Source organism: Enterobacter asburiae, assembly GCF_007035645.1.
Taxonomy (GTDB): Bacteria; Pseudomonadota; Gammaproteobacteria; order Enterobacterales; family Enterobacteriaceae; genus Enterobacter; species Enterobacter asburiae_B.
Map to the genome: position 1 here is coordinate 2,106,125 of NZ_AP019632.1, position 20,188 is coordinate 2,126,312.

Sequence of the window (20,188 nt, forward strand, 5' to 3'; positions counted from 1 at the left end):
GGGTGAGCAAAGAGGCAATATGAATAATACGAGCGTGATAATTGAGGCAGTTAAAGAACGTGATTTTGAAAGCTGGATGCCGCTATGGGGAAAATATCAGGCGTTTTACAACGTCGATCTGTCCGGGCCCATTACTGAACGAACCTGGCAACGATTTTTCAGCTCCGTTGAGCCGCTATTCTGCGTGGTGGCACGATGTAATGGAGACGTAGTGGGTTTTGCGCATTATCTTTTTCACCGTTCGACATGGGCTGAGAGCGATTACTGCTACCTCGAAGATTTATACGTCTGCGAAGCCGTAAGGGGCAAACACATTGGCAAACAGTTAATAGAATATGTTCAGAGAGAAGCGAGAAAACATCATGCCAGTCACCTTTACTGGCATACGCATGAAGCCAATTATCGCGGGCAACGATTGTACGACTGGATTGCGAAGAAAAGTGGAATGATTGAATATCGTATGCACGTAAGATAAATCCCTCTGCTGACATTATGCCCCTTACATCTTTACGGGGCATTTTTCAGGGGAGAACAGGTATATCCTTATGATTTAGCCTGTAAAAGTATCTCCATCAGCCCTGGAAAACGGGCATCCAGATCCTCTCTTCGCAACGAAATCATGTTCTCCCGCCCCTGCGGGCGCTGCCAGATAACGCCGCTGTCGCGCAGTACGCGCCAGTGGTGGGTCATTGTCGATTTCACTACATCCTCCGGGCGCAGCGCGTTACAGCTGAGTTCGCTACCATCGGCCAGACGGCGAATGATCGCAAGCCGGAGCGGGTTGCCGAGGGCAAACAGCACATTTTCCAGCAGTATTTGTTCAGTTTCAGGGTGGTTTGGGATCATCGTTTTCCTGCGTTTGGCGTCAGATTGAGCTATATCAACAATAGGTCAACCGTTAAAAAATAGTTCGATAATACTCGTACAATAGGACTATTATAGCAAACGAACGAATGCACGACCATCCTGGTCGTCACAGACAAGTCATAGTGACTAAGGAAATATCATGCCCCGACCCATCCCTCTCGAACGTTATCGCAACATCGGTATCTCCGCGCATATCGATGCCGGTAAAACCACCACCACTGAGCGCATCCTGTTTTACACCGGGATGAGCCACAAGCTGGGTGAAGTACACGATGGCGCGGCAACCACTGACTGGATGGCGCAGGAGCAAGAGCGCGGGATCACGATTACCTCCGCGGCCGTCAGCTGCTTCTGGCCGGGTATGGACAGAGGCTATGAGCCGCACCGGATCAACATCATTGACACCCCGGGGCACGTGGATTTCACCATTGAGGTGGAACGTTCCATGCGCGTGCTCGACGGCGCCGTGATGGTGTATGACTCCGTGGGCGGCGTGCAGCCGCAGTCGGAAACCGTCTGGCGTCAGGCCAATAAATATCACGTTCCGCGTCTGGCCTTCGTCAACAAAATGGACCGTCCGGGTGCCGATTTCTTCCGCGTCGTGCGGATGATGCAGGAGCGCCTGAAGGCCAATCCGGTGCCGATTGTCATCCCGGTGGGTGCAGAAGATCATTTCACCGGCGTGGTGGATCTCATCAAGATGCGCACCATTCTGTGGGACGACGCGTCGCAGGGCATGGTGTTCACCTATGCGCCCGTGCCGGACGATTTGGTCAGTACCGCCCAGGAATGGCGGGAAAAAATGGTCTCTGCGGCGGCGGAAGCCAGCGACGAGCTGATGGACAAATACCTGGAAACCGGCGACCTGACGGAAGCGGAAATTATCAAAGGGCTGCGTATTCGCACCATCTCGGGTGAAATTCAGCCGATGCTGTGCGGCAGCGCGTTCAAAAATAAAGGCGTGCAGCGCATGCTCGATGCGGTCATTGAGCTCATGCCGTCGCCGCTGGACGTGCCTGCCATTGATGGCGTGGATGAAAAAGGGCAGCACGCGGAGCGTCATCCAAGCGATGATGAGCCGTTCTCGGCCCTGGCATTCAAGCTGATGAGCGACTCGTACGTTGGGCAACTGACCTTTATCCGCGTGTACTCTGGCGTGCTGCGCAAAGGCGACGCAGTGTACAACCCGGTGAAAGGGAAGAAAGAGCGCATCGGGCGTATCGTGCTGATGCATGCCAACGATCGCCACGAGGTGGACGAACTGCGCGCCGGAGACATCGCGGCCTGCGTGGGTCTGAAGGATGTGACCACCGGCGACACGCTCACCGATCCGAACGCCGTGATCACGCTTGAACGCATGGAGTTCCCGGATCCGGTTATCTCGCTGGCGATCGAGCCGAAAACCAAAGGCGATCAGGAGAAAATGGGGATCGCGCTGCAGCGTCTCGCGGCGGAAGATCCGTCTTTCCGCCTGCATACTGACGAAGAGTCCGGCCAGACCATTATCTCCGGGATGGGTGAACTACACCTTGAGATCATCGTCGACCGCATGAAGCGCGAGTTTGGCGTCGAGGCGAACATTGGCCGCCCACAGGTAACCTACCGTGAAACCCTGCGTAAAACGGTGAAGGATATCGAAGGTAAATTTGTTCGTCAGTCCGGCGGTAAAGGGCAGTACGGCCATGTGGTGCTGAGCCTGGAGCCGCTGGAGCCCGGGAGTGGCTTTAAATTTGAAGATGCCACCAAGGGCGGCGTGGTGCCGCGCGAGTATATCCCGTCCGTTGAGAAAGGGCTGCGGGAAGCGATGAACAGCGGCGTGCTGGCGGGCTATCCGGTCGTTGATGTCAAAGCGACGCTGACGTTTGGCTCGTATCACGACGTCGACTCCTCGGAGATGGCGTTCCGCATGGCGGCGATCCTCGGCTTCAAAGAGGGCGCCCGCAGGGCGGATCCGGTGATTCTCGAGCCGATCATGCACGTGGAGGTGGAAACGCCGGAAGAGTACGCCGGTAACATTATGGGCGATCTCTCCTCCCGCCGCGGCATGGTGCAGGGGATGGCAGAGCAGTACGGAAGCCAGATTATTCGCGCTGACGTGCCGCTGGCAGAGATGTTTGGTTATGCCACGACATTGCGCTCGATGTCCCAGGGACGCGCGACGTATACGATGGAGTTCCATCATTTTGCGGAAGCCCCGCGGAATGTTGCGGATGAGATTATTTCACGACGTGCGAAGTAATTAATTGCACACGGTAGCCGCTGGGCTATCGTGTGCTTTTTCCTCTGCGACAGAGGGCGTTTCCTTTCATATTACGTTGTTACTTAATCAGCGTGGCCGAGCGAACTTTCCATACGCCTTTTTCCTGAACGAGACAATCTGCTACAACGTGATCTTGTTTCTTCCCAAACGCGATATAGACGTTTGTGCAAACGGCATCAAAATCAGAATGTAAGACGGTTATCTGATCCCAGTCTTCATCCCAGTCCTGTGATTTGATAAACATATCCGCATCTGGCATGTCTTTTTCGTTACTGTCGCCAGAGTACATTTCTTTAATTGCTGCGATAGTCTCTGCGGCAACGTAATTATTCATAATGTCCGGATTGAGTACGGGCGGTTTGTTCTGATCTAACTGCGCGATATACCATTGATTGAATTTAAGCGCCGCCTGGCCCGGTGCATAAATGTTATCTGCGACAGCGAACGGAGACAGGGCGAAAAGTAAAAAGAAGAGTGTTTTCATTAGTCATGCCTGAACAGTTCGTAATGAGGCTGTATGTTTCGGTAGGCCGGTCCTGGATACAGAGAGCGTTGTACAAAATCGCTAATCCACTGCTGACCATCGTATATGCAAACGTGCCCGCTATCGTGGCCCGCAATATTCTGGATAACGGCTACGTCACCAGCATGAGGTTGATCGTATACCAGGCGGAATCCAGCATTGACCAATGTTCGCCCCATGTCTTTTGCCAGACGCGTATTGGGGATTTTTAATCTTCCACCTGTTCTGATCGCTTCGGTGACGTAGTGAGCACAATAACCCGTACTCTTAGGTTGGGCGTGTGATTTGGCATACGAGATTGCGCCATCTTTATTCCATGTCATTGATATTTCCTTAACGCGAGAGTGCTAATGCAGCAACTCCGGAAATATCCTCCGTTTTAAAACGCAATGGTAAACATAAAATGCCATAGAAATTTACTATAATTCAGTATGATATGATTAAGTAAATCAATCCAGCGCCTTCACCATCTTCCCGCTCGCGACAAACGTCCCGGCACCAAGATGATGCAGTGTATTCAGCTTATCCCCGTCAAACTGCCAGCGCCCGGCGATAAACGCGCGTTCATCGGCTGCCGCTGAAACCACTTCACCAAACAGCGTATCGTATTTTTCTGCCGCTGAGGTCACGGGTAATAACCGACACTCCATCCACGCCAGACATTTCTCTTCAATTACCGGCAGGCCAAGTTCAGGACCGTTCACGACCGGGATCCCGTAGCAGTTGAATTTGTCCTCATCGCGCCCGCTGACGCTACCGACCGCGTATGTCCAGTTGGCCGCCGCCACGCCGGGAATGACGATGCCAAACTTCCCGCTGCGCTCAATCAGCTCGCGTGACCAGGTACTTTTATCCACGACTATCGCGATGCGCGGCGGTTCAAACTCAACGGGCATTGACCATGCGGCGGCCATCACGTTGCGTCTGTCGAGGCTTTCATCCCGACTGGTGATAAGCACAGTTGGGCCGTGGTTCAGCAGACGGCTGGCATGACGTAATTCAACGGGGCGAAAGTGGCTCATAGGATCTCCTCATCTACACCGATGAGTATGACGAAAAAGCACGGAAATCAAAGTGGATGCGTAAAATTAGTTTATAAACAGAACATCTCAATCAAAGGAAACTGATGCATGTCCCCATTTCTGACCGCCTATTTTGCCCGCATCGGCTGGGCGCAACCGACGCGGGTGGATATCGATACCCTGCGCGCGCTGCATTTACATCACAACTGTGCCATCCCTTTTGAGAATATTGATGTCGTTCTGCCGCGCGAAATCCAGCTTGACGATCGGTGTCTGGTCGACAAGCTGGTCAACGCACGTCGCGGAGGGTACTGCTTTGAGCAAAACGGCCTGTTCGAGCGCGTATTGCGTGAAGTCGGGTTTACGGTGCGTAGCGTGCTGGGGCGCGTGGTATTAGCGAATCCGCCGCAAATGCCGCCGCGCACGCACCGTCTGCTGCTGGTTGAGCTTAACGGTGAGCGCTGGATTGCCGATGTGGGGTTTGGCGGCCAGACGCTGACGGCGCCGATTCGACTGCTCGCTAATGAAGAACAGGAGACGCCGCACGGGCTGTATCGTCTGCTGAGCGAGGGGAACGACTGGGTGCTGCAGTTCCGTCACCACGAGCACTGGCAGTCGATGTACCAGTTTGACCTGACGACGCAGTATTTCAGCGATTACGTGATGGGGAATTTCTGGTCGGCGCACTGGCCGCAGTCGCATTTCCGTCATCATCTGCTGATGTGTCGCCATCTGCCGGACGGCGGCAAGCTGACGCTAACCAACTTCAACTTTACCCACTGGCAGAACGGTCACGTAGAAGAACAGATCCATTTGCCGGATGCTGAGGCGCTTTACCAGCTGATGCAGGAACGCTTTGGGCTGGGCGTTGACGATGCAAAACACGGATTTTCACTGGCAGAGCTGACGGCGGTAATGGCGGGCTTTGATACACATCCTCAGGCCGGGAAATAATGCGCAGGCCGGGTAAGACGTCGCCGCTACCCGGCAACATCACTGCTGAGACGGGCTAGAAAACAACTCGAGCGTGATTAATTTATCAAGATGGTTGTTAAAGGCGGCTTCGTCCATTTCGGGCATGTTTAAGATATACATTCCGTCAAGACCGCACACCAGACCAATCAAGCGCCAGGCAATATTTTCCGCTCGATCGCCCGGATTTAATGCCCCGGCCTCCGTTCCCGCTTTGATAAGCGCCACCGTTTCCTGGTGCCACATCTCCATGGTCATCACATAGGCACCTTTGATGTCGGCATCGCGGCTGGCCAGGATCTGCGCTTCACGCCACAGGCGAATATAGGGCTCAAACCTCCCGTCATCGCTGCCGAGCATGGCATGAAGCTGTTCCCGCCAGCCGGCCTGTTTACCCGCGACATCCGCATCCAGCAGCTCGCGAATTAGCCGTACGAAGGCCAGCGATTTTAGCTCGCCGCCGGACGTAAAATGATGATGCACCTGGCCGGTGGCGACTCCGGCCTCGGCGGCAATACGGCGTACCGTCATTGCCGCCAGTCCTTCAGCCAGCGCCACGCGCATGGCGGCCTGTAAGATGGCTTCCCGCCGTTCATCCTTGCTCAGATATCGCATGTTTACTCACTCTCAATGGGAATGAAACGAGTGTAACAAAAAGCTGGACATGCGTTCAACTTTACGTAGGATCGCATCCTGGACATGTGTCCATGTTTTAAAAGAAAAGGAAATTTATGTTTCGTCAGTGGTTAGCGTTAGTGATTATCGTGCTGGTGTATATCCCGGTGGCGATCGACGCGACGGTGCTGCACGTGGCGGCGCCGACATTGAGCATGACGCTGGGCGCCAGCGGCAATGAATTGCTGTGGATCATCGATATTTACTCGCTGGTCATGGCGGGAATGGTGCTGCCGATGGGCGCCCTGGGTGACCGCATTGGCTTCAAACGACTGCTCATGATTGGCAGCACGCTGTTTGGCCTGTCGTCGCTGGCGGCAGCGTTTGCCCCGTCAGCAGGCTGGCTTATTGCGGCGCGCGCCTCGCTGGCAATCGGCGCGGCGATGATTATTCCGGCCACGCTGGCTGGGATCCGTACGCTGTTTATCGACGCGCGGGATCGTAACATTGCGCTCGGCGTCTGGGCCGCGGTGGGGTCCGGTGGCGCGGCGTTTGGCCCGCTGATTGGCGGTATGCTGCTCGAGCATTTCTACTGGGGCTCGGTGTTTTTAATCAACGTGCCGATCGTGCTGGTGGTGGTTTCGCTGGCCGCGCGTTTTGTGCCTCCTCAGCAGGGCCGCCCGGAGCAGCCGCTGAATATCAGCCATGCCATTATGCTGATTGTGGCGATTTTGCTGCTGGTCTACAGCGCAAAAACAGCCCTCAAAGGCGCACTGTCGCCGTGGGTGGTCGCGTCCGCGCTGGTTACCGGCTCGGTGCTGCTGTTTATCTTCGTGCGTATTCAGCTCCGCGCCCGCGTGCCGATGATCGACATGCGTCTGTTCTGCCATCGCATCATTTTGAGCGGCGTGGTGATGGCGATGACCGCCATGATTGCCCTGGTCGGGTTTGAGCTGCTGATGGCCCAGGAGCTGCAGTTTGTTCACGGCTTTACGCCGTTTGAAGCGGGAATGTTCATGCTGCCGGTGATGGTGGCGAGCGGGTTTAGCGGTCCGATCGCGGGTGTGCTGGTCGGGCGATTAGGGCTACGCATCGTCGCGGCTGGCGGAATGGGGCTCAGCGCCGTTAGCTTTATCGGCCTGTCGATGCTTGATTTCAGCACGCAGCAGCTGCTGGCTTCTGCCCTGATGGTGCTGCTCGGCTTTAGCGCCGCCAGCGCGCTGCTGGCCTCGACCTCGGCGATTATGGCCGCTGCGCCGAAAGAGAAAGCCGCCGCGGCAGGGGCGATTGAAACCATGTCCTATGAACTGGGCGCCGGGCTGGGGATCGCCATCTTTGGTCTGCTGTTGACCCGCAGCTTCTCGGCGTCGATTGACCTGCCGCAGGGGCTGAACGCCTCGCTCGCAGATAAAGCCTCGTCATCCATTGGCGAGGCGATGAAGGTGGCGCAGGATCTGACCCCGACGCTGGCGGAATCGGTGATTGAGGCGGCGAAAAGCGCGTTTATCACCTCGCACAGCGTGGCGCTGGGCAGCGCGGGCGGAATGCTGCTGCTGTTGGCAGTGGGGATCTGGTTCAGCCTGGCGAGGGTCAAGCCGCAGTAATACAGGGCGCGCGGTTGGCGCGGGTGGGGCAGATGGGCTATGTTTTTTAAAGGATTATCTGACTCTTGCTGGAAAATATGCGCCCTCGCCACAGCAGTGAACCGTCCCAACCGCTCTCCCGGTTAACCCTGCTTGCAGGGGGCGCGCTGGGCGTCGTTTTTGGTGATATCGGCACCAGCCCGCTCTATACCTTCCGCACGGTGCTTTCGCTCTCTGAGCATGACCCTACGCCCGGCGTCATACTGGGCCTGCTCTCCCTGATTACCTGGACACTCATCCTGGTAACGTCCATAAAATATGCCGCCTTTGCCATGCGAATTGATAATCATGGCGAGGGGGGCATCATGGCCTTAATGTCGCTTCTGGTGGAGAAAGGCAAAGGCGGGCGCTGGGTTATTTTTTCCGCCCTGATCGGTGCCGCTTTAATTTACGGTGACGGCGCGATAACCCCGGCAATCTCCGTGCTTTCTGCCCTTGAAGGGCTGGAGATGGTCATTCCTGAATCTCAGCCGTACATATTGCCCCTGACGGTGGCGGTTCTGCTGGCGCTGTTTCTTCTTCAGCCTTTTGGGACTGCGCGAATAGGGAAAATATTTGGCCCGGTTATGGCGGTTTGGTTTTTGGCGATTGCTGCCCTGGGCGTGCGGGGGATCGTTCAACACCCCTCGGTATTGCTGGCCCTCAACCCTGCGTACGGCATCGCGTTTTTGTTTTCGAACGGGTACACCAGTTTCCTGGTCCTGGGCGGCGTTTTTCTCTGCGTGACGGGGGCCGAGGCCCTGTATGCAGACATGGGGCATTTTGGCAAAAAGCCCATCAGGCTTGCCTGGTACGGCATCGTCTTTCCTTCGCTGCTGCTCAACTATGCCGGCCAGTCAGCGCTGATTCTGGCCGGTGCCGACAGCAAACAAAACCTTTTCTATACGCTCTGTCCGCCGGTGCTGCAGGTTCCGCTCATCATTCTTGCCGCGCTGGCGACGATCATCGCCAGTCAGGCGATTATTACCGGCGCTTTTTCCATGACGCGCCAGGCCATACAGCTTGGCTGGTTACCCCGATTACGCATCAAGCAGACGGCGGCGGAAAGCTACGGCCAGATTTATATCGGGATAATCAACTGGCTGCTGATGGGGGTGACCATCGGGCTGGTGGTGTTCTTTAAATCCTCCGATAAGCTCGCCGCCGCGTACGGCATTGCCGTGTCGTTAACCATGCTGATGACCACGGGGCTGCTGTTTGTGGCGATGCGCGAAGTGTGGCGCTGGAGCCTGGCCAGCAGCGCGGTGATTGCCCTCTGTTTCCTGGTGATTGATGCCACCTTCTTGTTTGCCAATCTGATTAAGGTCCTGGAGGGCGGCTATATTCCGCTGCTGATGGCCGCCGCTATTTGTACGGTGATGCTGATCTGGCACCGCGGCGTTAAGGCGGTATCCGCATCGGTGGGCGAGAAGGGCGTCAGCGTGGATGCGTTCTTTGCCCAGCTTCAGCAAAAGACGGTGCCCAGAGTGGCGGGCTCCGCCGTCTTTTTGACCCGGACACAAAACAATATCCCGCCGGTCATGCGCTGGCACGTCGCGCGAAACCGGGCGCTACAGCAGGATGTGTTGTCGCTTACCATTGATATTCTGAATGTGCCCTACGTGGGGGAAGAACAACGCATCAGGGTAGAGCAGCGCGCGCCGGGCTACTGGCACGGCGTGGCGCAGTATGGCTTTATGGAACACCCGGACATCCCGCGTTTGCTGCAGGGTGTCAGCGAGATTAACGCGCTTTTCGCCACGGATGACGCCACCTGGTATGTCGGGCATGAAACCATTGTGGCAGGCGAGGGTGAGGCAGGGATGGCGGCCTGGCAACGGCACATCTTTGCGTTCATGAAGCGCAACTGCACGCACGTCATCAACCACTATCACCTTCCCAGCGATCGGGTTGTCGAAATCAGCCGACGCGTTGCCGTGTAGATTCTGGCGAAAGCAGAGCCCTCTGCTTTCGCACCGTTCTATCTCTGAAGGGACGCGGACAGGACGCTATGCAATAACACGTTCGCCCCTTTTTCCGCCCAATCTGGCAGGATCCTTTCCGCTTCGTTATGGCTGATGCCTTTCACGCAGGGGATAAAGATCATGCTGGCGGGCGCCATTTTGCTGACATAGCAGGCGTCATGTCCCGCACCGGAGACCATCGGTTTCGACGAATAGCCCAGTTCCGCCACGGCCTTCTCCGAACGCGCCAGACATTCGGCGTCAAACGCGATGGGCGCGTAGTCGAAAATGCGCTCAACGGCAGCCGCGACGCCGCGCAGGCTGAGGCTTTCAGCCACCTTATGCAGCGCCGCTTCCATGGTTTCCAGCGCCTGCTGCATAGGATGGCGAAACTCAACGCTGCATTCCACGCGAGACGGCACGACGTTGCGCGAGTTTGGCGTAACCTTCGCCATACCGATCGTTGCGCGTCCGTCCGGCGCATGCCGGTAGCCAATCTCTTCCACCTTCAGCGCCAGCTCTGCGAAGGCGGTCAGCGCGTCGCGGCGGCTGTGCATCGGCGTCGTGCCCGCGTGGGCGGCGAATCCGTCCAGCGTCAGGGTAAACCAGCGCTGGCCCATTGCCGCGCGGACTAACCCGATATCAATGGCTTCATCTTCCAGGATCGGGCCCTGTTCGATGTGCAGTTCGTAGCAGGCGTGAACCGGAAACGCGCGGGCAGGGGTTTCACCCCGGTAGCCAATGCTATCCAGCGCTTCGCCCACGGTGATGCCATCGTTATCCGCGCGGGCATGGGCGTACGCTTCGCTAAACTGTCCCGTCCAGACCCCTGAAGAGAGCATGGCCGGCGCAAAGCGCGCGCCCTCTTCGTTAGTCCAGTTCACCAGCACAACGTCACGCTCGGTCTCAACGTTATGATCGTTAAGGGTGCGCAGCAGCTCCAGCCCGGCCAGCACGCCGTAAACACCGTCGTAGTTACCGCCCAGCGGCTGGGTATCCACATGTGAACCCGTCATGACCGGGGCAAGCTGCGGGTTTTTCCCCGCGCGACGGATAAACATATTGCCCATGCTGTCGACGTCGCAGGTGAAACCTGCGTCCAGCGCCCAGTCGCGCAGCAGGTTACGCGCAATACGATCTTCCTCGCTCAGCGCCAGACGGGTCACGCCTCCGGCGGGCGTGCCGCCGATCTGCGCCATCATCTCAAGCGTTGACCACAGCCGTGCGGCGTTGACGCGGATCATGTTTTGTCCTTACTGCTGCGGTAGCGGAAATCACAGCACGAACCGCCCTGCATGATGGTGGTCGTGCGGGTGAGCTTCACGTCAGGCGCATAGCCAACGATGAATTTTTCATCGCGCGCGCAGGAGAGCAGATGACCAATCTCGCCCAGCCCCATTTCGTGATACATCTCCGCGTAACGACAGCGGGTCACGTTGTAGTTGTACTGCTGGTCGTCGGCGTCGATCACCTTCACGTCCAGGGCGTTATCTTTCTCCCACAGATACTGCAGGGCGATGAAGCTCCTGACGTCCGCGCCGTTGGGTTCTTTGCTGGCAAACGCTTTGCCTGCGTCAATTGCGGCCTGCTCAATGGCCTCGCCAATGACCGCCTGGGCGCGGGTTTTCCCTATCTCGCGCACCAGGATTTCATAAATTGGCTTTATAATTTCTGCTTCAATTTTGCGGCGGGCGAGAATGCCCAGCTCGTTATTATCACTCATCACATTGCCCTCGCTGCGTTACTTCGCTTTTGCGCCACCCAGCACGGTCTGCGGCTGCCATTTGCCGTCGACAACTTTGTAAACGGTGAAGGACGGCGATTTCAGGTTACCTTCTTTATCAAACGCGATCTGGCCGGTGACGCCGGAGTAGCTGATGGCGCGCAGGGCGGGCAGATAGTCGGATGGCTCAACGGAGTCTGCTTTTTCCATCGCCGCAATCAGCACGCGGGTGGCGTCATAGGCGAACGGGGCGTGCAGTTCGATATGGGTGTGGTAGCGGGACTGATAGGCCTGTTCGAATGCCTTTCCACCCGGCATCTGGTCAACGGGCAGACCCGGCTCCAGCGCCACCACGCCTTCGCCTTCTTTCTGCGCCAGCTGCAGGAACGTCTGGCTGACAAATCCGCCTGCGCCCATCAGGGTGGCGTTCATGCCCAGCTGTTTGATACGACGCGCCAGCGGTGCGGCCTGGCTATCGACGCCGCCGAAGAAGATCAGATCGGCGTTTTTACTCCGGATGGCGGTCAGCACGGCGCTGAAATCCACCGTTTTGTCATCAACGTACTGACGATCGACAACCTTCACGCCCTGCGCTTCAAGGGATTTAATAAACTGGTCCGCCAGCCCCTGACCAAAGGCGGTACGGTCGTCGATCACCGCAATGCGTTTGGCTTTCAGCGTATTGACCGCGTACTGACCGGCTAGCTGACCGCCGTCGTCGTCGTGGCCCATGACGCGGAAGCTGGTATCAAAACCCTGCCTGGTATAGGCGTGACCGGTCGCGACCGGTGCCACCTGTGCGATGCCCGCATCGTGATAGATACGTGCGGCAGGAATGCTGGTACCGGTGTTCCAGTGACCGACAACGCCCGCCACGCCGCTATCCACCAGACGCTGCGCCACGGCCACGGCGGTGCGCGGGTCGGACTGATCGTCTTCGGACTGCAGTTTGAAGGTCACCGCTTTGCCACCGATGGTCGGGTGCTGCTTGTTAATGTCGTCAATGGCCAGCTGCGCGCCGTTCTCCAGGTCCTTACCGATACGTGCAGACGGGCCGGTGAGCGGGCCTGCCAGACCGATAACCACGGTTTCGCCGTCGGCTGCCCACGCGGCCGTCGAGGCAAAGCTGCCGAGGAGGATAGCGGCGCTAAGCGCACTGATTTTTACTGTTTTCATTGTATTTCCCTGATGTTGGCTGGTGTTGTTAAACGGGCATTTCGCCCAAATAAATCTGTGCAATCTGGTCGTCATTGAGCAGCGCTTTCGATTCGCCATGATGAACAATGCTGCCGCTGTCCATCACCCACGCGCTGTCGGTCACCTCCAGCGCGAGACGGGCGTTTTGTTCGATGAGCAGCAGGGCAACGCCGCGCTCGCGCAGGCCGGCAATGACGGCAAAAATGTTTTCTACCATCTTCGGGGCGAGGCCCATCGAGGGTTCGTCGAGGATCAGCAGGCGCGGGCGGCTGAGCAGGGCGCGGTTAAGGGCCAGCAGCTGTTGTTCTCCGCCGGACAGCAGGCCGGCGAGCTGATGCTGGCGTTCTCCCAGGCGCGGGAAGCGCTCGAAGATCTCGTTCATCTCGCGCTTAACGGTGACAGTGTCACGCCTGAGCCAGGCGCCCATCTGCAGGTTTTCCAGCACCGTCATTCGGGAGAAGATCCCCCGGCCTTCCGGGACCATCACCAGACCGTCACGGAGCAGGGTTTCGGGCCTGTGCTTACGCACCGCTTTACCGTTGAATTCAATACGGCCGCTAAAGCTTTCCAGCCCGGTAATGGCGCGCACCGTGGAGCTTTTCCCCGCGCCGTTAGCGCCGATCAGCGTAGCCTGTTCGCCCTCGCGCAGGGTAAAAGAGACATCGCGTACGGCCTGAATGCCGCCGTAATGCACGTCCAGACGTTCCACCTTCAGTAATTCAGACATGGGCGTTGCCTCCAAGCCAGGCGGCGATCACTGCCGGGTCGCGACGCACGCTCTCCGGCGTGCCGCTGGCGAGCGTTTTGCCGTAATCAAGCACCGTCAGGCGATCGCAGATGCCCATCACCAGCTTGACGTCATGTTCAATCATCAGCAGGGTTTTGCCGTCATCGCGAAGGCGGATAAGCAGCTCGCCGAGCGCCACTTTTTCAGCAGCGTTCATCCCGGCGGCGGGTTCGTCCAGCGCCAGCAGCAGCGGATCCGTTGCCAGCGCGCGGGCAATCTCCAGACGTCGCTGATGGCCATACGCCAGATCGCAGGCGCGGTAGTGGGCGAACTTCGCAATGCCGGTGTACTCCAGCCAGTGCCAGGCCAGCTCCCGGGTCTGCGTCTCTTCCGCGCGAGCGCGTTTGTGGCGGCTGAGCGCGGCCCACAGGCCGTTACGGGTGCGCACGTGGCGGCCCACCATCACGTTTTCCAGCACCGACATGTCGTTAAAGAGGCGCACGTTCTGGAAGGTGCGCGCGATCCCGGCGGCGGTGACTTTCTCAATGTGCTTTGGGAAATAGGGCTTATCGGCAATGGAAAATTCACCGCTGTCCGCCGGATAAAGCCCGGTGATCAGGTTAAAACAGGTGGTTTTTCCCGCCCCGTTAGGACCAATCAGGCCGTAGATCTCGCCCTTGTTCACGGTAATCGAAACGTCATCCACGGCGGTAAGCCCGCCGAAGCGTTTGGACATGTTGCGTACGGTTAACAGACTCATGTATTCACCTCCTTGTGGCGTACCGGCCAGATCCCGGCAGGACGCACCAGCATGACCAGCACCAGCGCCAGGCCGTAGAACAGCTGACGCAGCACTTCCGGGTCAATCAGTACCGTACCGAACAGCGCCTGCTGAACCGGGGCTGCCTGACTGCGCAACAGTTCCGGCAGGGCGGTAAGCAGTATCGCGCCGAGGATCACGCCCGGAATGTGTCCCATCCCGCCCAGCACCACCATCGCCAGCACGGCAATGGATTCCTGTAACGTGAAGGATTCCGGGGAGACAAAGCCCTGGAACGCGCCGAACAGGGCACCCGCCACGCCGCCAAAAGAGGCACCCATCGCAAAGGCCAACAGCTTATAGTTACGCACGTTGATGCCCATCGCGCGGGCCACATCCTCATCTTCACGGATGGCGTGCCAGGCGCGGCCAATACGGGAATGCTGCAGGCGCAGGCAGACAAAAATAATCGCCACAATCACCAGCATCAGCAGGTAGTACCACAGCCACAGGGCGGGCACTTTGAAACCAAACCAGTGGTATACGCCGCTGAACTTCAGGCCGAACAGATTCAGCGTATCCACCCCGGTAATGCCCTTCGCACCGTTGGTGATGTTCACCGGACGGTCAAGGTTGCGCATCAGGATGCGGATGATTTCGCCAAAGCCGAGGGTCACTATCGCCAGGTAGTCCCCGCGCAGCTTCAGCGTGGGAGCACCCAGTAAAATGCCGCAGACCGCAGCGACGAGCGCCGCCAGCGGAATAATCAGCAGATATGAGGTGTGCAGCCCGTCCAGGAACCAGACATTGAGGATCGGGAAAACCTCAAGCAGGTGTGGCGAGGCCATCAGTGCTGCGAGGTAGGCGCCGACCGCGTAAAAGGCGATAAACCCCATATCCAGCAGGCCGGTATAGCCCACCACAATGTTAAGCCCCAGCGCCAGCATGATGTAGAGCAGGGCGAAGTCGATAACGCGCACCCAGTAGTTGCCGCCAAGCTGCGTGGCCACCACGGGAGCAATCAGCAGCGCGAGGCAGAACAGGACCATGCCTGACCAGAATTTGCGCGTCGCCGCCGGGGTTTGTAGTTGAAGCGTTGTCATTGTTTCCCTCACGCCCTGTGCGCTACGCGCTCGCCCAGCAGGCCTGCCGGACGGAAGACCAGCACCAGAATCAGGACCATGAAGGCAAAAACGTCCTGATAGTTGCTGCCAAAGACGCCGTGGGTCAGTTCACCCAGGTAACCTGCGCCCAGCGCTTCGATAATGCCGAGCAGGATCCCGCCAATCATTGCGCCACGAATGTTACCAATACCTCCCAGCACGGCGGCGGTAAAGGCTTTGATCCCGGGCAAAAAGCCCATCGAGAAGCTGGCGTTGCCGTAGTTGCTGGCCATCATGACGCCTGCCAGCGCGGCAAATACGCCGCCAATGGCGAACGTCAGGGTAATAATGGCATTGGGGTTAACCCCCATCAGCGTGGCAACGCGCGGGTTTTCCGCCACGGCGCGCATGCCGCGGCCCAGGCGGGTGTATTCCACCAGCAGCCATAGCCCCGTCATCACCGCAAGCGCCAGCGCTACGGTAACAATGCCGGTGACGGTCACAATCGCAGGGGGATGCATTTCACTTCCCGACGTTACGGCGATCGGTTCCATGGGCAGGATCTGCGGGAACATCAGCGGATTGCGCGTCCAGATAATCATCGCCACGGTTTGCAGCAGGACCGAGACGCCGATACCCGAAATAAGCGGTGCCAGGCGCGGGGCGTTGCGCAGTCGACGGTAGGCAAAGCGCTCTACGGCCATTGCCAGCAGGGCGCAAACGGCCATGGCAATCGCCAGGGCAACGCCAAGCTGCAACAGCAGCGGCATGTGAGGAAAGGTAGTGTTCAGGGCGTTAATGGCGGAAAGGGTGGTGAGCGCACCGACCATCAGAATATCGCCGTGAGCAAAGTTAATAATGCGCAAGATGCCATACACCATGGTATAGCCCAGCGCGATCAGCGCGTAAATGCTGCCCAGCATCACACCGTTGATCAGTTGTTGTATGAGTGTATCCAACGTCTGTTCCCGCAAAGTCTTCTTTCTGCGGCTACCATCCGATAAATGAATTTAATTGTAAAATACACATATATTATTTCTTATGATAAACCGATATTGTTTTATCTTAATGATTTATATAAAGATAATGTAATCACGTTTTCAGGTGAAAAGCCTAAAGAAATCAACATATGAATAAAACAGAACAATCGGCGGGTTTGCCTGCGTATGCAGACAGCCGTCTGGCAAACGATCCGCCGCTTCGGGCCGTCCGTGCCTTTGAGGCCATCGCCCGGCTGGGCAGCGTCACGCTTGCCGCGCAGGAGCTGGATATCTCACCATCGGCGGTCAGCCATCAGCTCAAGGTGCTCGAAGGGTATCTGCAAATGCCGCTGACGGCGCGTCAGGGGCGCAGGCTGGTGCTGAGCCAGCACGGACGGGAATATTACCGTTCGATCCGTGCGGCGTTTAACGTGCTGCGCCAGGCAACGGAGCATCTGGCCGGGCAGGCGCAAACGCGTCAGGTCACCATCAGCCTGATCCCGCTTTTTGGCATGGGGTGGTTTATCCCGCGTCTGCCTGATTTTATGCGTGCCAATCCGCAGACCGAGATCAACGTAGTGTATGCCAACCATCGTAACTATCTGAGCGATGCGTCGGATATGTCGATTCGTTTTGGTAACGGCCAGTGGGCGGGCTATCAGAGCGAAAAGCTGATTTCCGGACAGATGGTGCCGGTGTGCAGCCGCGCGTTTTTGCGCATTCATGGCCATATCGACACGCCTGAGCAACTGCTGCAAATGCCGCTGCTGCATGATGAGGAGCGCACCACGTGGCCGCAGTGGTTTCTGCTGCAGGGGGTAAAACGAGCTCTGCGGCGCAGCGGCCCCCTGTTTGAAGACGGGCTGTTAACGCTGGCGGGCGTGCAGGCCGGGCTGGGCTGCGCGCTGATGCGCGAGCCGCTGATCGCGCCTTATCTTGAGAGCGGCGAACTGGTGAAGATATTTGACTTACCCATTGATGACGGGCGCGACTATCACCTCTGCGTGCGTTCGGATTCGGAGATGACCGAGGACGGTAAGCTGCTGCAAAACTGGCTGCGTCGGGCGGCGAGCGGGGAGCCGTCAGCCGGGTAAAAGTGACGGATAAAAAAAGCCAGCTTATTCAGCTGGCTTTTGTACAGACAAGATTTAGAACTGGTAGGTCAGACCCAGCGCAACGATGTTGTCGGTACCGATGCCTGCCTGGCGAGTGAACTGGTTGTCGTCGAGCAGGTTGATTTTGTAATCCACGTAGGTGGACATGTTTTTGTTAAAATAGTAGGTTGTGCCAACATCGATGTATTTAACCAGATCCTGGTCGCCGAAGTTTTCGATGTCTTTACCTTTGGACTGCAGGTAAGCGATGGATGGGCGCAGGCCAAAGTCGAACTGATACTGAGCCACAACTTCGAAGTTTTGCGCCTTGTTTGCAAAACCGTAGATGTCGCTGCGATTACCGTTAGAGGTACCGAAGCGGGTTGCGTTATAGGTCTGAGAGTACTGTGCAGCAAGGTAAATGTTGTTTGCGTCGTATTTCACACCACCGCTGTACACTTCAGCGCGGTCGCCTTCACCGTATACGCCAGCCGCATTCTGGTCAGCGGTACGACGTGAAGAGGACATTGCGCCACCCACGCTGAAGCCTTCACCCAGATCGTAAGTCAGGGACGCGCCGTAGCCGTCGCCGTTCTGGTTCAGCAGGCTGCGACCGCTGGTGTTTTCACCGCTTACGCTGCCGTTTTTGCCCTGATACTGCAGAGCAAAGTTCAGGCCGTCAACCAGACCAAAGAAGTCTTGGTTACGGTAGGTCGCAACGCCGTTTGCACGAGACTGCAGGAAGTTGTCGGCACCGTAGGTGTCGCCGCCGAATTCTGGCAGAACGTCGGTCCAGGAGGTCACGTCGTAAATTACGCCGTAGTTACGACCGTAATCAAAGGAGCCTGCTTCAGCAAACTTCAGACCGGCAAACGCCACACGGGTCCAGGACTGGTTGTCGCCTTCGTCTTTGTTACCCTGAATCTGGTATTCCCACTGGCCGTAGCCGGACAGCTGGTCGTTAACCTGAGTTTCGCCCTTGAAGCCGATACGCATGTAGGTTTTATCGCCATCTGCGCCAGCGTCATCAGAGAAATAGTGCAGACCTGTTACTTTACCGTACAGATCCAGCTTGTTACCGTCTTTGTTGTAAATTTCGGCAGCGTTAACAACGCCTGCTGCCAGCATGGAAGTGACTGCCACTGCAACTAATTTAAGTTTCATCTTAAATGTTCCTTATAATTTTTTTTGAGTATTTCCTGAACCACTGTAAACGATTTCTAAACGAGGCTGTTCGTCAATGGCATGCTATTTTTAAAAATCTCGTAGTCTTATTTCAATAATAAGTTTCAAAATATTAGAGATAATTTCAATTAGTGTGATCTCGATCGTGCAAAAAGGCGATTGTTCAAACAATGCGACCGAATTTCATACGATTAATAATTGTGTATTCTGCGGGACTATTGCTATCGCTATAATTTCTGCGTGTTTTAGTCTATTGCGTTAGATTTCGGTATTGTCGATGCTTTGAGGGGGTTATTATTATTGTTTTGACTTAAGAACAGTAGGTTAGGGGTAAATCACGACGTATATTGCGAATATTGCCATGAACACGTCAGAAATGAATTATTGCATTTAATGCTATCCATGACGTTAATATTCGCAGTTAATTAATTTCATGGTGTTGTCAGTTTGTGTCAATTATCTTTTCGGCCGTTTACAGAAGACGGCAAATATAAACCGAATTTAAACGGAAATGCGATAATTATGATAAATATTCCGAGGAGCGATCACACTTTAAATTTATGTTAATTATGTTGCCGGGCTGAAATTCGCCCGGCCGTTAGAGAAGCATTATTTTCTTGTTGCGTACCAGCAGAGCAACGACCCGGCGCAGACCATCAGCGCGCCTTGCCAGAACGAGAATGAGAGGGGCGAACTCAGCACTGCGGCGGCAAGCGCGGCGGAGAGGACAGGGGTAAAATAGGATACGGCAGCGAGTACCGTGACGTTACCGTGAAGGATGCCAATATTCCATGCGGCGTAACCAAACCCAAGCGCAATACCGCACATGACCAGTTTCACCATCACCGGAAGCGTGAACACCATCTCGGGCTGATCGCTCAGGAAATATTTCACCCACAGGCTCAGCGCGGTCAGCAAAACAAACAGGGTAATGCCGTTTTGTCCTTTCGCAAATTTGCTGGTGACCGTGCAGTAGGCGGCCCAGATAAATGCCCCGGCAAACGCCAGCGCGTAGCTCAGCGGGCTGGAAACGATGTTGCGGGTTATTTCATCAAGATGTAAACCCTGTTCTCCGCCCAATACCCAGCAGACGCCCAGCAATGAGACGGCTAAGCCGGGGATCACCCACAGGGTCGATTTCTGCCCGTTGAACAAGATGGCAAACACAATGGTCAGGCTTGGCCAAAGGTAATTGACCATGCCCACTTCAATAGCCTGCGATCGCGTTGCGGCATAGCCCAGCGACAGCGCCAGGCATATTTCGTAGCTGACAAATAAAACGCTGCCGGCAATAAGATAGCGGGGTGAAAACCGCCTGATATCAGGAAATCCTACCGTCACCAGACACAGTAATCCGCTGAGGGTGTAGATCATCGCCGCACCGCCTACCGGGCCCAGTCCCTCACTCACGCTTCGAATAAGGCCTACCATGGTGCTCCATAGCAGTATTGCCGCCAGCCCAATAAGCGTTGCTCTCTTTCTGTCCATTACTTCGCCATTGCAATAAAAATCAGAGGAAAAATGTATCGCATTCATCCTGACGCTGTCGCCAATTATTCTCTTAAACCGTTAAT

20 protein-coding genes are annotated in these 20,188 nt (G+C 56.4%); 6 read left to right on the top strand and 14 right to left on the bottom strand.

What is annotated here, in order from left to right; genetic code table 11:
- The first annotated feature begins 19 nt into the window (after positions 1-19).
- Entirely contained in the window at positions 20-475 is a 456-nt protein-coding gene (locus FOY96_RS09965) for a GNAT family N-acetyltransferase (protein ID WP_143346946.1), read from the top strand.
- Positions 476-543: 68 nt separating this feature from the next.
- Here the strand turns inward: FOY96_RS09965 and FOY96_RS09970 are convergent, their stop codons facing one another.
- A complete protein-coding gene (locus tag FOY96_RS09970; protein WP_033145659.1) occupies positions 544-846 on the bottom strand; it encodes an ArsR/SmtB family transcription factor in 303 nt (100 codons plus the stop codon).
- Between the two features lie 160 nt (positions 847-1,006).
- On the opposite strand from FOY96_RS09970, the gene fusA reads away from it, so the two are divergent.
- Positions 1,007-3,106, top strand: a complete 2,100-nt coding sequence (fusA, locus tag FOY96_RS09975; RefSeq protein WP_143346947.1) for an elongation factor G — start codon at positions 1,007-1,009, stop codon at positions 3,104-3,106.
- A gap of 79 nt (positions 3,107-3,185) precedes the next feature.
- On the opposite strand, the gene FOY96_RS09980 is transcribed toward fusA, so the two are convergent.
- The 3 genes from FOY96_RS09980 to FOY96_RS09990 form a co-directional block, all read right to left on the bottom strand.
- The gene (locus FOY96_RS09980) at positions 3,186-3,611 is read right to left on the bottom strand and encodes a DUF3828 domain-containing protein (protein ID WP_064672604.1); all 426 of its coding nucleotides are present in this window, start codon (positions 3,609-3,611) and stop codon (positions 3,186-3,188) included.
- Complete coding sequence (locus FOY96_RS09985; protein ID WP_069302881.1) at positions 3,611-3,973, bottom strand: hypothetical protein; 363 nt, start codon at positions 3,971-3,973, stop codon at positions 3,611-3,613. Before FOY96_RS09985 ends, FOY96_RS09980 begins: the two co-directional genes overlap by 1 nt.
- A 126-nt stretch (positions 3,974-4,099) precedes the next feature.
- Positions 4,100-4,672, bottom strand: coding sequence for a flavin reductase family protein (locus tag FOY96_RS09990; protein WP_033145657.1), 573 nt, complete (start codon positions 4,670-4,672; stop codon positions 4,100-4,102).
- Positions 4,673-4,780: 108 nt separating this feature from the next.
- Here FOY96_RS09990 and nhoA point away from each other — a divergent pair, with 108 nt between their 5' ends.
- A complete protein-coding gene (gene nhoA, locus FOY96_RS09995; RefSeq protein WP_143346948.1) occupies positions 4,781-5,626 on the top strand; it encodes an N-hydroxyarylamine O-acetyltransferase in 846 nt (281 codons plus the stop codon).
- A gap of 39 nt (positions 5,627-5,665) precedes the next feature.
- Here the strand turns inward: nhoA and FOY96_RS10000 are convergent, their stop codons facing one another.
- Complete coding sequence (locus tag FOY96_RS10000; RefSeq protein WP_143346949.1) at positions 5,666-6,259, bottom strand: TetR family transcriptional regulator; 594 nt, start codon at positions 6,257-6,259, stop codon at positions 5,666-5,668.
- A 116-nt stretch (positions 6,260-6,375) separates the two neighbouring features.
- Between FOY96_RS10000 and FOY96_RS10005 the strand changes: the two genes are divergently transcribed.
- Positions 6,376-7,863, top strand: coding sequence for an MFS transporter (locus FOY96_RS10005; protein ID WP_143346950.1), 1,488 nt, complete (start codon positions 6,376-6,378; stop codon positions 7,861-7,863).
- Positions 7,864-7,940: 77 nt separating this feature from the next.
- Positions 7,941-9,824, top strand: a complete 1,884-nt coding sequence (locus tag FOY96_RS10010; RefSeq protein WP_143347766.1) for a potassium transporter Kup — start codon at positions 7,941-7,943, stop codon at positions 9,822-9,824.
- Positions 9,825-9,862: 38 nt separating this feature from the next.
- Here FOY96_RS10010 and FOY96_RS10015 read toward each other — a convergent pair whose 3' ends face one another.
- The 7 genes from FOY96_RS10015 to FOY96_RS10045 are packed head-to-tail and all read right to left on the bottom strand — an operon-like array spanning position 9,863 to position 16,314.
- On the bottom strand, positions 9,863-11,089 hold the full coding sequence (locus FOY96_RS10015) for a Zn-dependent hydrolase (RefSeq protein ID WP_143346951.1): 1,227 nt from the start codon (positions 11,087-11,089) through the stop codon (positions 9,863-9,865).
- Positions 11,086-11,568, bottom strand: coding sequence for an L-2-amino-thiazoline-4-carboxylic acid hydrolase (locus tag FOY96_RS10020; protein WP_029741099.1), 483 nt, complete (start codon positions 11,566-11,568; stop codon positions 11,086-11,088). Before FOY96_RS10020 ends, FOY96_RS10015 begins: the two co-directional genes overlap by 4 nt.
- An 18-nt stretch (positions 11,569-11,586) precedes the next feature.
- Entirely contained in the window at positions 11,587-12,744 is a 1,158-nt protein-coding gene (locus tag FOY96_RS10025; RefSeq protein ID WP_143346952.1) for a branched-chain amino acid ABC transporter substrate-binding protein, read from the bottom strand.
- Positions 12,745-12,772: 28 nt separating this feature from the next.
- Positions 12,773-13,492, bottom strand: coding sequence for an ABC transporter ATP-binding protein (locus FOY96_RS10030; protein WP_143346953.1), 720 nt, complete (start codon positions 13,490-13,492; stop codon positions 12,773-12,775).
- Positions 13,485-14,252, bottom strand: coding sequence for an ABC transporter ATP-binding protein (locus tag FOY96_RS10035; RefSeq protein ID WP_058840975.1), 768 nt, complete (start codon positions 14,250-14,252; stop codon positions 13,485-13,487). The genes FOY96_RS10030 and FOY96_RS10035 overlap by 8 nt, the downstream gene beginning before the upstream one ends.
- Complete coding sequence (locus FOY96_RS10040) at positions 14,249-15,355, bottom strand: branched-chain amino acid ABC transporter permease (RefSeq protein ID WP_143346954.1); 1,107 nt, start codon at positions 15,353-15,355, stop codon at positions 14,249-14,251. Before FOY96_RS10040 ends, FOY96_RS10035 begins: the two co-directional genes overlap by 4 nt.
- 8 nt (positions 15,356-15,363) lie before the next feature.
- Complete coding sequence (locus tag FOY96_RS10045; RefSeq protein WP_069302874.1) at positions 15,364-16,314, bottom strand: branched-chain amino acid ABC transporter permease; 951 nt, start codon at positions 16,312-16,314, stop codon at positions 15,364-15,366.
- A gap of 170 nt (positions 16,315-16,484) precedes the next feature.
- Here FOY96_RS10045 and FOY96_RS10050 point away from each other — a divergent pair, with 170 nt between their 5' ends.
- Entirely contained in the window at positions 16,485-17,429 is a 945-nt protein-coding gene (locus FOY96_RS10050; protein WP_143346955.1) for a LysR substrate-binding domain-containing protein, read from the top strand.
- 54 nt (positions 17,430-17,483) lie between these two features.
- On the opposite strand, the gene FOY96_RS10055 is transcribed toward FOY96_RS10050, so the two are convergent.
- Both FOY96_RS10055 and yddG read right to left on the bottom strand, forming a co-directional pair.
- Complete coding sequence (locus FOY96_RS10055) at positions 17,484-18,593, bottom strand: porin OmpC (RefSeq protein ID WP_033145646.1); 1,110 nt, start codon at positions 18,591-18,593, stop codon at positions 17,484-17,486.
- Positions 18,594-19,223: 630 nt separating this feature from the next.
- Positions 19,224-20,102 carry an aromatic amino acid DMT transporter YddG gene (gene yddG / locus FOY96_RS10060; protein WP_047060943.1) on the bottom strand — a complete coding sequence of 293 codons (879 nt, stop codon included), beginning with the start codon at positions 20,100-20,102 and terminating at the stop codon, positions 19,224-19,226.
- Positions 20,103-20,188: the final 86 nt, after the last annotated feature.

Excerpts from the sequence above, each read along its gene's own strand:
- FOY96_RS09965 (WP_143346946.1), top strand. The coding sequence starts at position 20 with ATGAATAATACGAGCGTGATAATTGAGGCAGTTAAAGAACGTGATTTT.
- FOY96_RS09970 (WP_033145659.1), bottom strand. The coding sequence starts at position 846 with ATGATCCCAAACCACCCTGAAACTGAACAAATACTGCTGGAAAATGTG.
- fusA (WP_143346947.1), top strand. The coding sequence starts at position 1,007 with ATGCCCCGACCCATCCCTCTCGAACGTTATCGCAACATCGGTATCTCC.
- FOY96_RS09980 (WP_064672604.1), bottom strand. The coding sequence starts at position 3,611 with ATGAAAACACTCTTCTTTTTACTTTTCGCCCTGTCTCCGTTCGCTGTC.
- FOY96_RS09985 (WP_069302881.1), bottom strand. The coding sequence starts at position 3,973 with ATGACATGGAATAAAGATGGCGCAATCTCGTATGCCAAATCACACGCC.
- FOY96_RS09990 (WP_033145657.1), bottom strand. The coding sequence starts at position 4,672 with ATGAGCCACTTTCGCCCCGTTGAATTACGTCATGCCAGCCGTCTGCTG.
- nhoA (WP_143346948.1), top strand. The coding sequence starts at position 4,781 with ATGTCCCCATTTCTGACCGCCTATTTTGCCCGCATCGGCTGGGCGCAA.
- FOY96_RS10000 (WP_143346949.1), bottom strand. The coding sequence starts at position 6,259 with ATGCGATATCTGAGCAAGGATGAACGGCGGGAAGCCATCTTACAGGCC.
- FOY96_RS10005 (WP_143346950.1), top strand. The coding sequence starts at position 6,376 with ATGTTTCGTCAGTGGTTAGCGTTAGTGATTATCGTGCTGGTGTATATC.
- FOY96_RS10010 (WP_143347766.1), top strand. The coding sequence starts at position 7,941 with ATGCGCCCTCGCCACAGCAGTGAACCGTCCCAACCGCTCTCCCGGTTA.
- FOY96_RS10015 (WP_143346951.1), bottom strand. The coding sequence starts at position 11,089 with ATGATCCGCGTCAACGCCGCACGGCTGTGGTCAACGCTTGAGATGATG.
- FOY96_RS10020 (WP_029741099.1), bottom strand. The coding sequence starts at position 11,568 with ATGAGTGATAATAACGAGCTGGGCATTCTCGCCCGCCGCAAAATTGAA.
- FOY96_RS10025 (WP_143346952.1), bottom strand. The coding sequence starts at position 12,744 with ATGAAAACAGTAAAAATCAGTGCGCTTAGCGCCGCTATCCTCCTCGGC.
- FOY96_RS10030 (WP_143346953.1), bottom strand. The coding sequence starts at position 13,492 with ATGTCTGAATTACTGAAGGTGGAACGTCTGGACGTGCATTACGGCGGC.
- FOY96_RS10035 (WP_058840975.1), bottom strand. The coding sequence starts at position 14,252 with ATGAGTCTGTTAACCGTACGCAACATGTCCAAACGCTTCGGCGGGCTT.
- FOY96_RS10040 (WP_143346954.1), bottom strand. The coding sequence starts at position 15,355 with ATGACAACGCTTCAACTACAAACCCCGGCGGCGACGCGCAAATTCTGG.
- FOY96_RS10050 (WP_143346955.1), top strand. The coding sequence starts at position 16,485 with ATGAATAAAACAGAACAATCGGCGGGTTTGCCTGCGTATGCAGACAGC.
- FOY96_RS10055 (WP_033145646.1), bottom strand. The coding sequence starts at position 18,593 with ATGAAACTTAAATTAGTTGCAGTGGCAGTCACTTCCATGCTGGCAGCA.
- yddG (WP_047060943.1), bottom strand. The coding sequence starts at position 20,102 with ATGGACAGAAAGAGAGCAACGCTTATTGGGCTGGCGGCAATACTGCTA.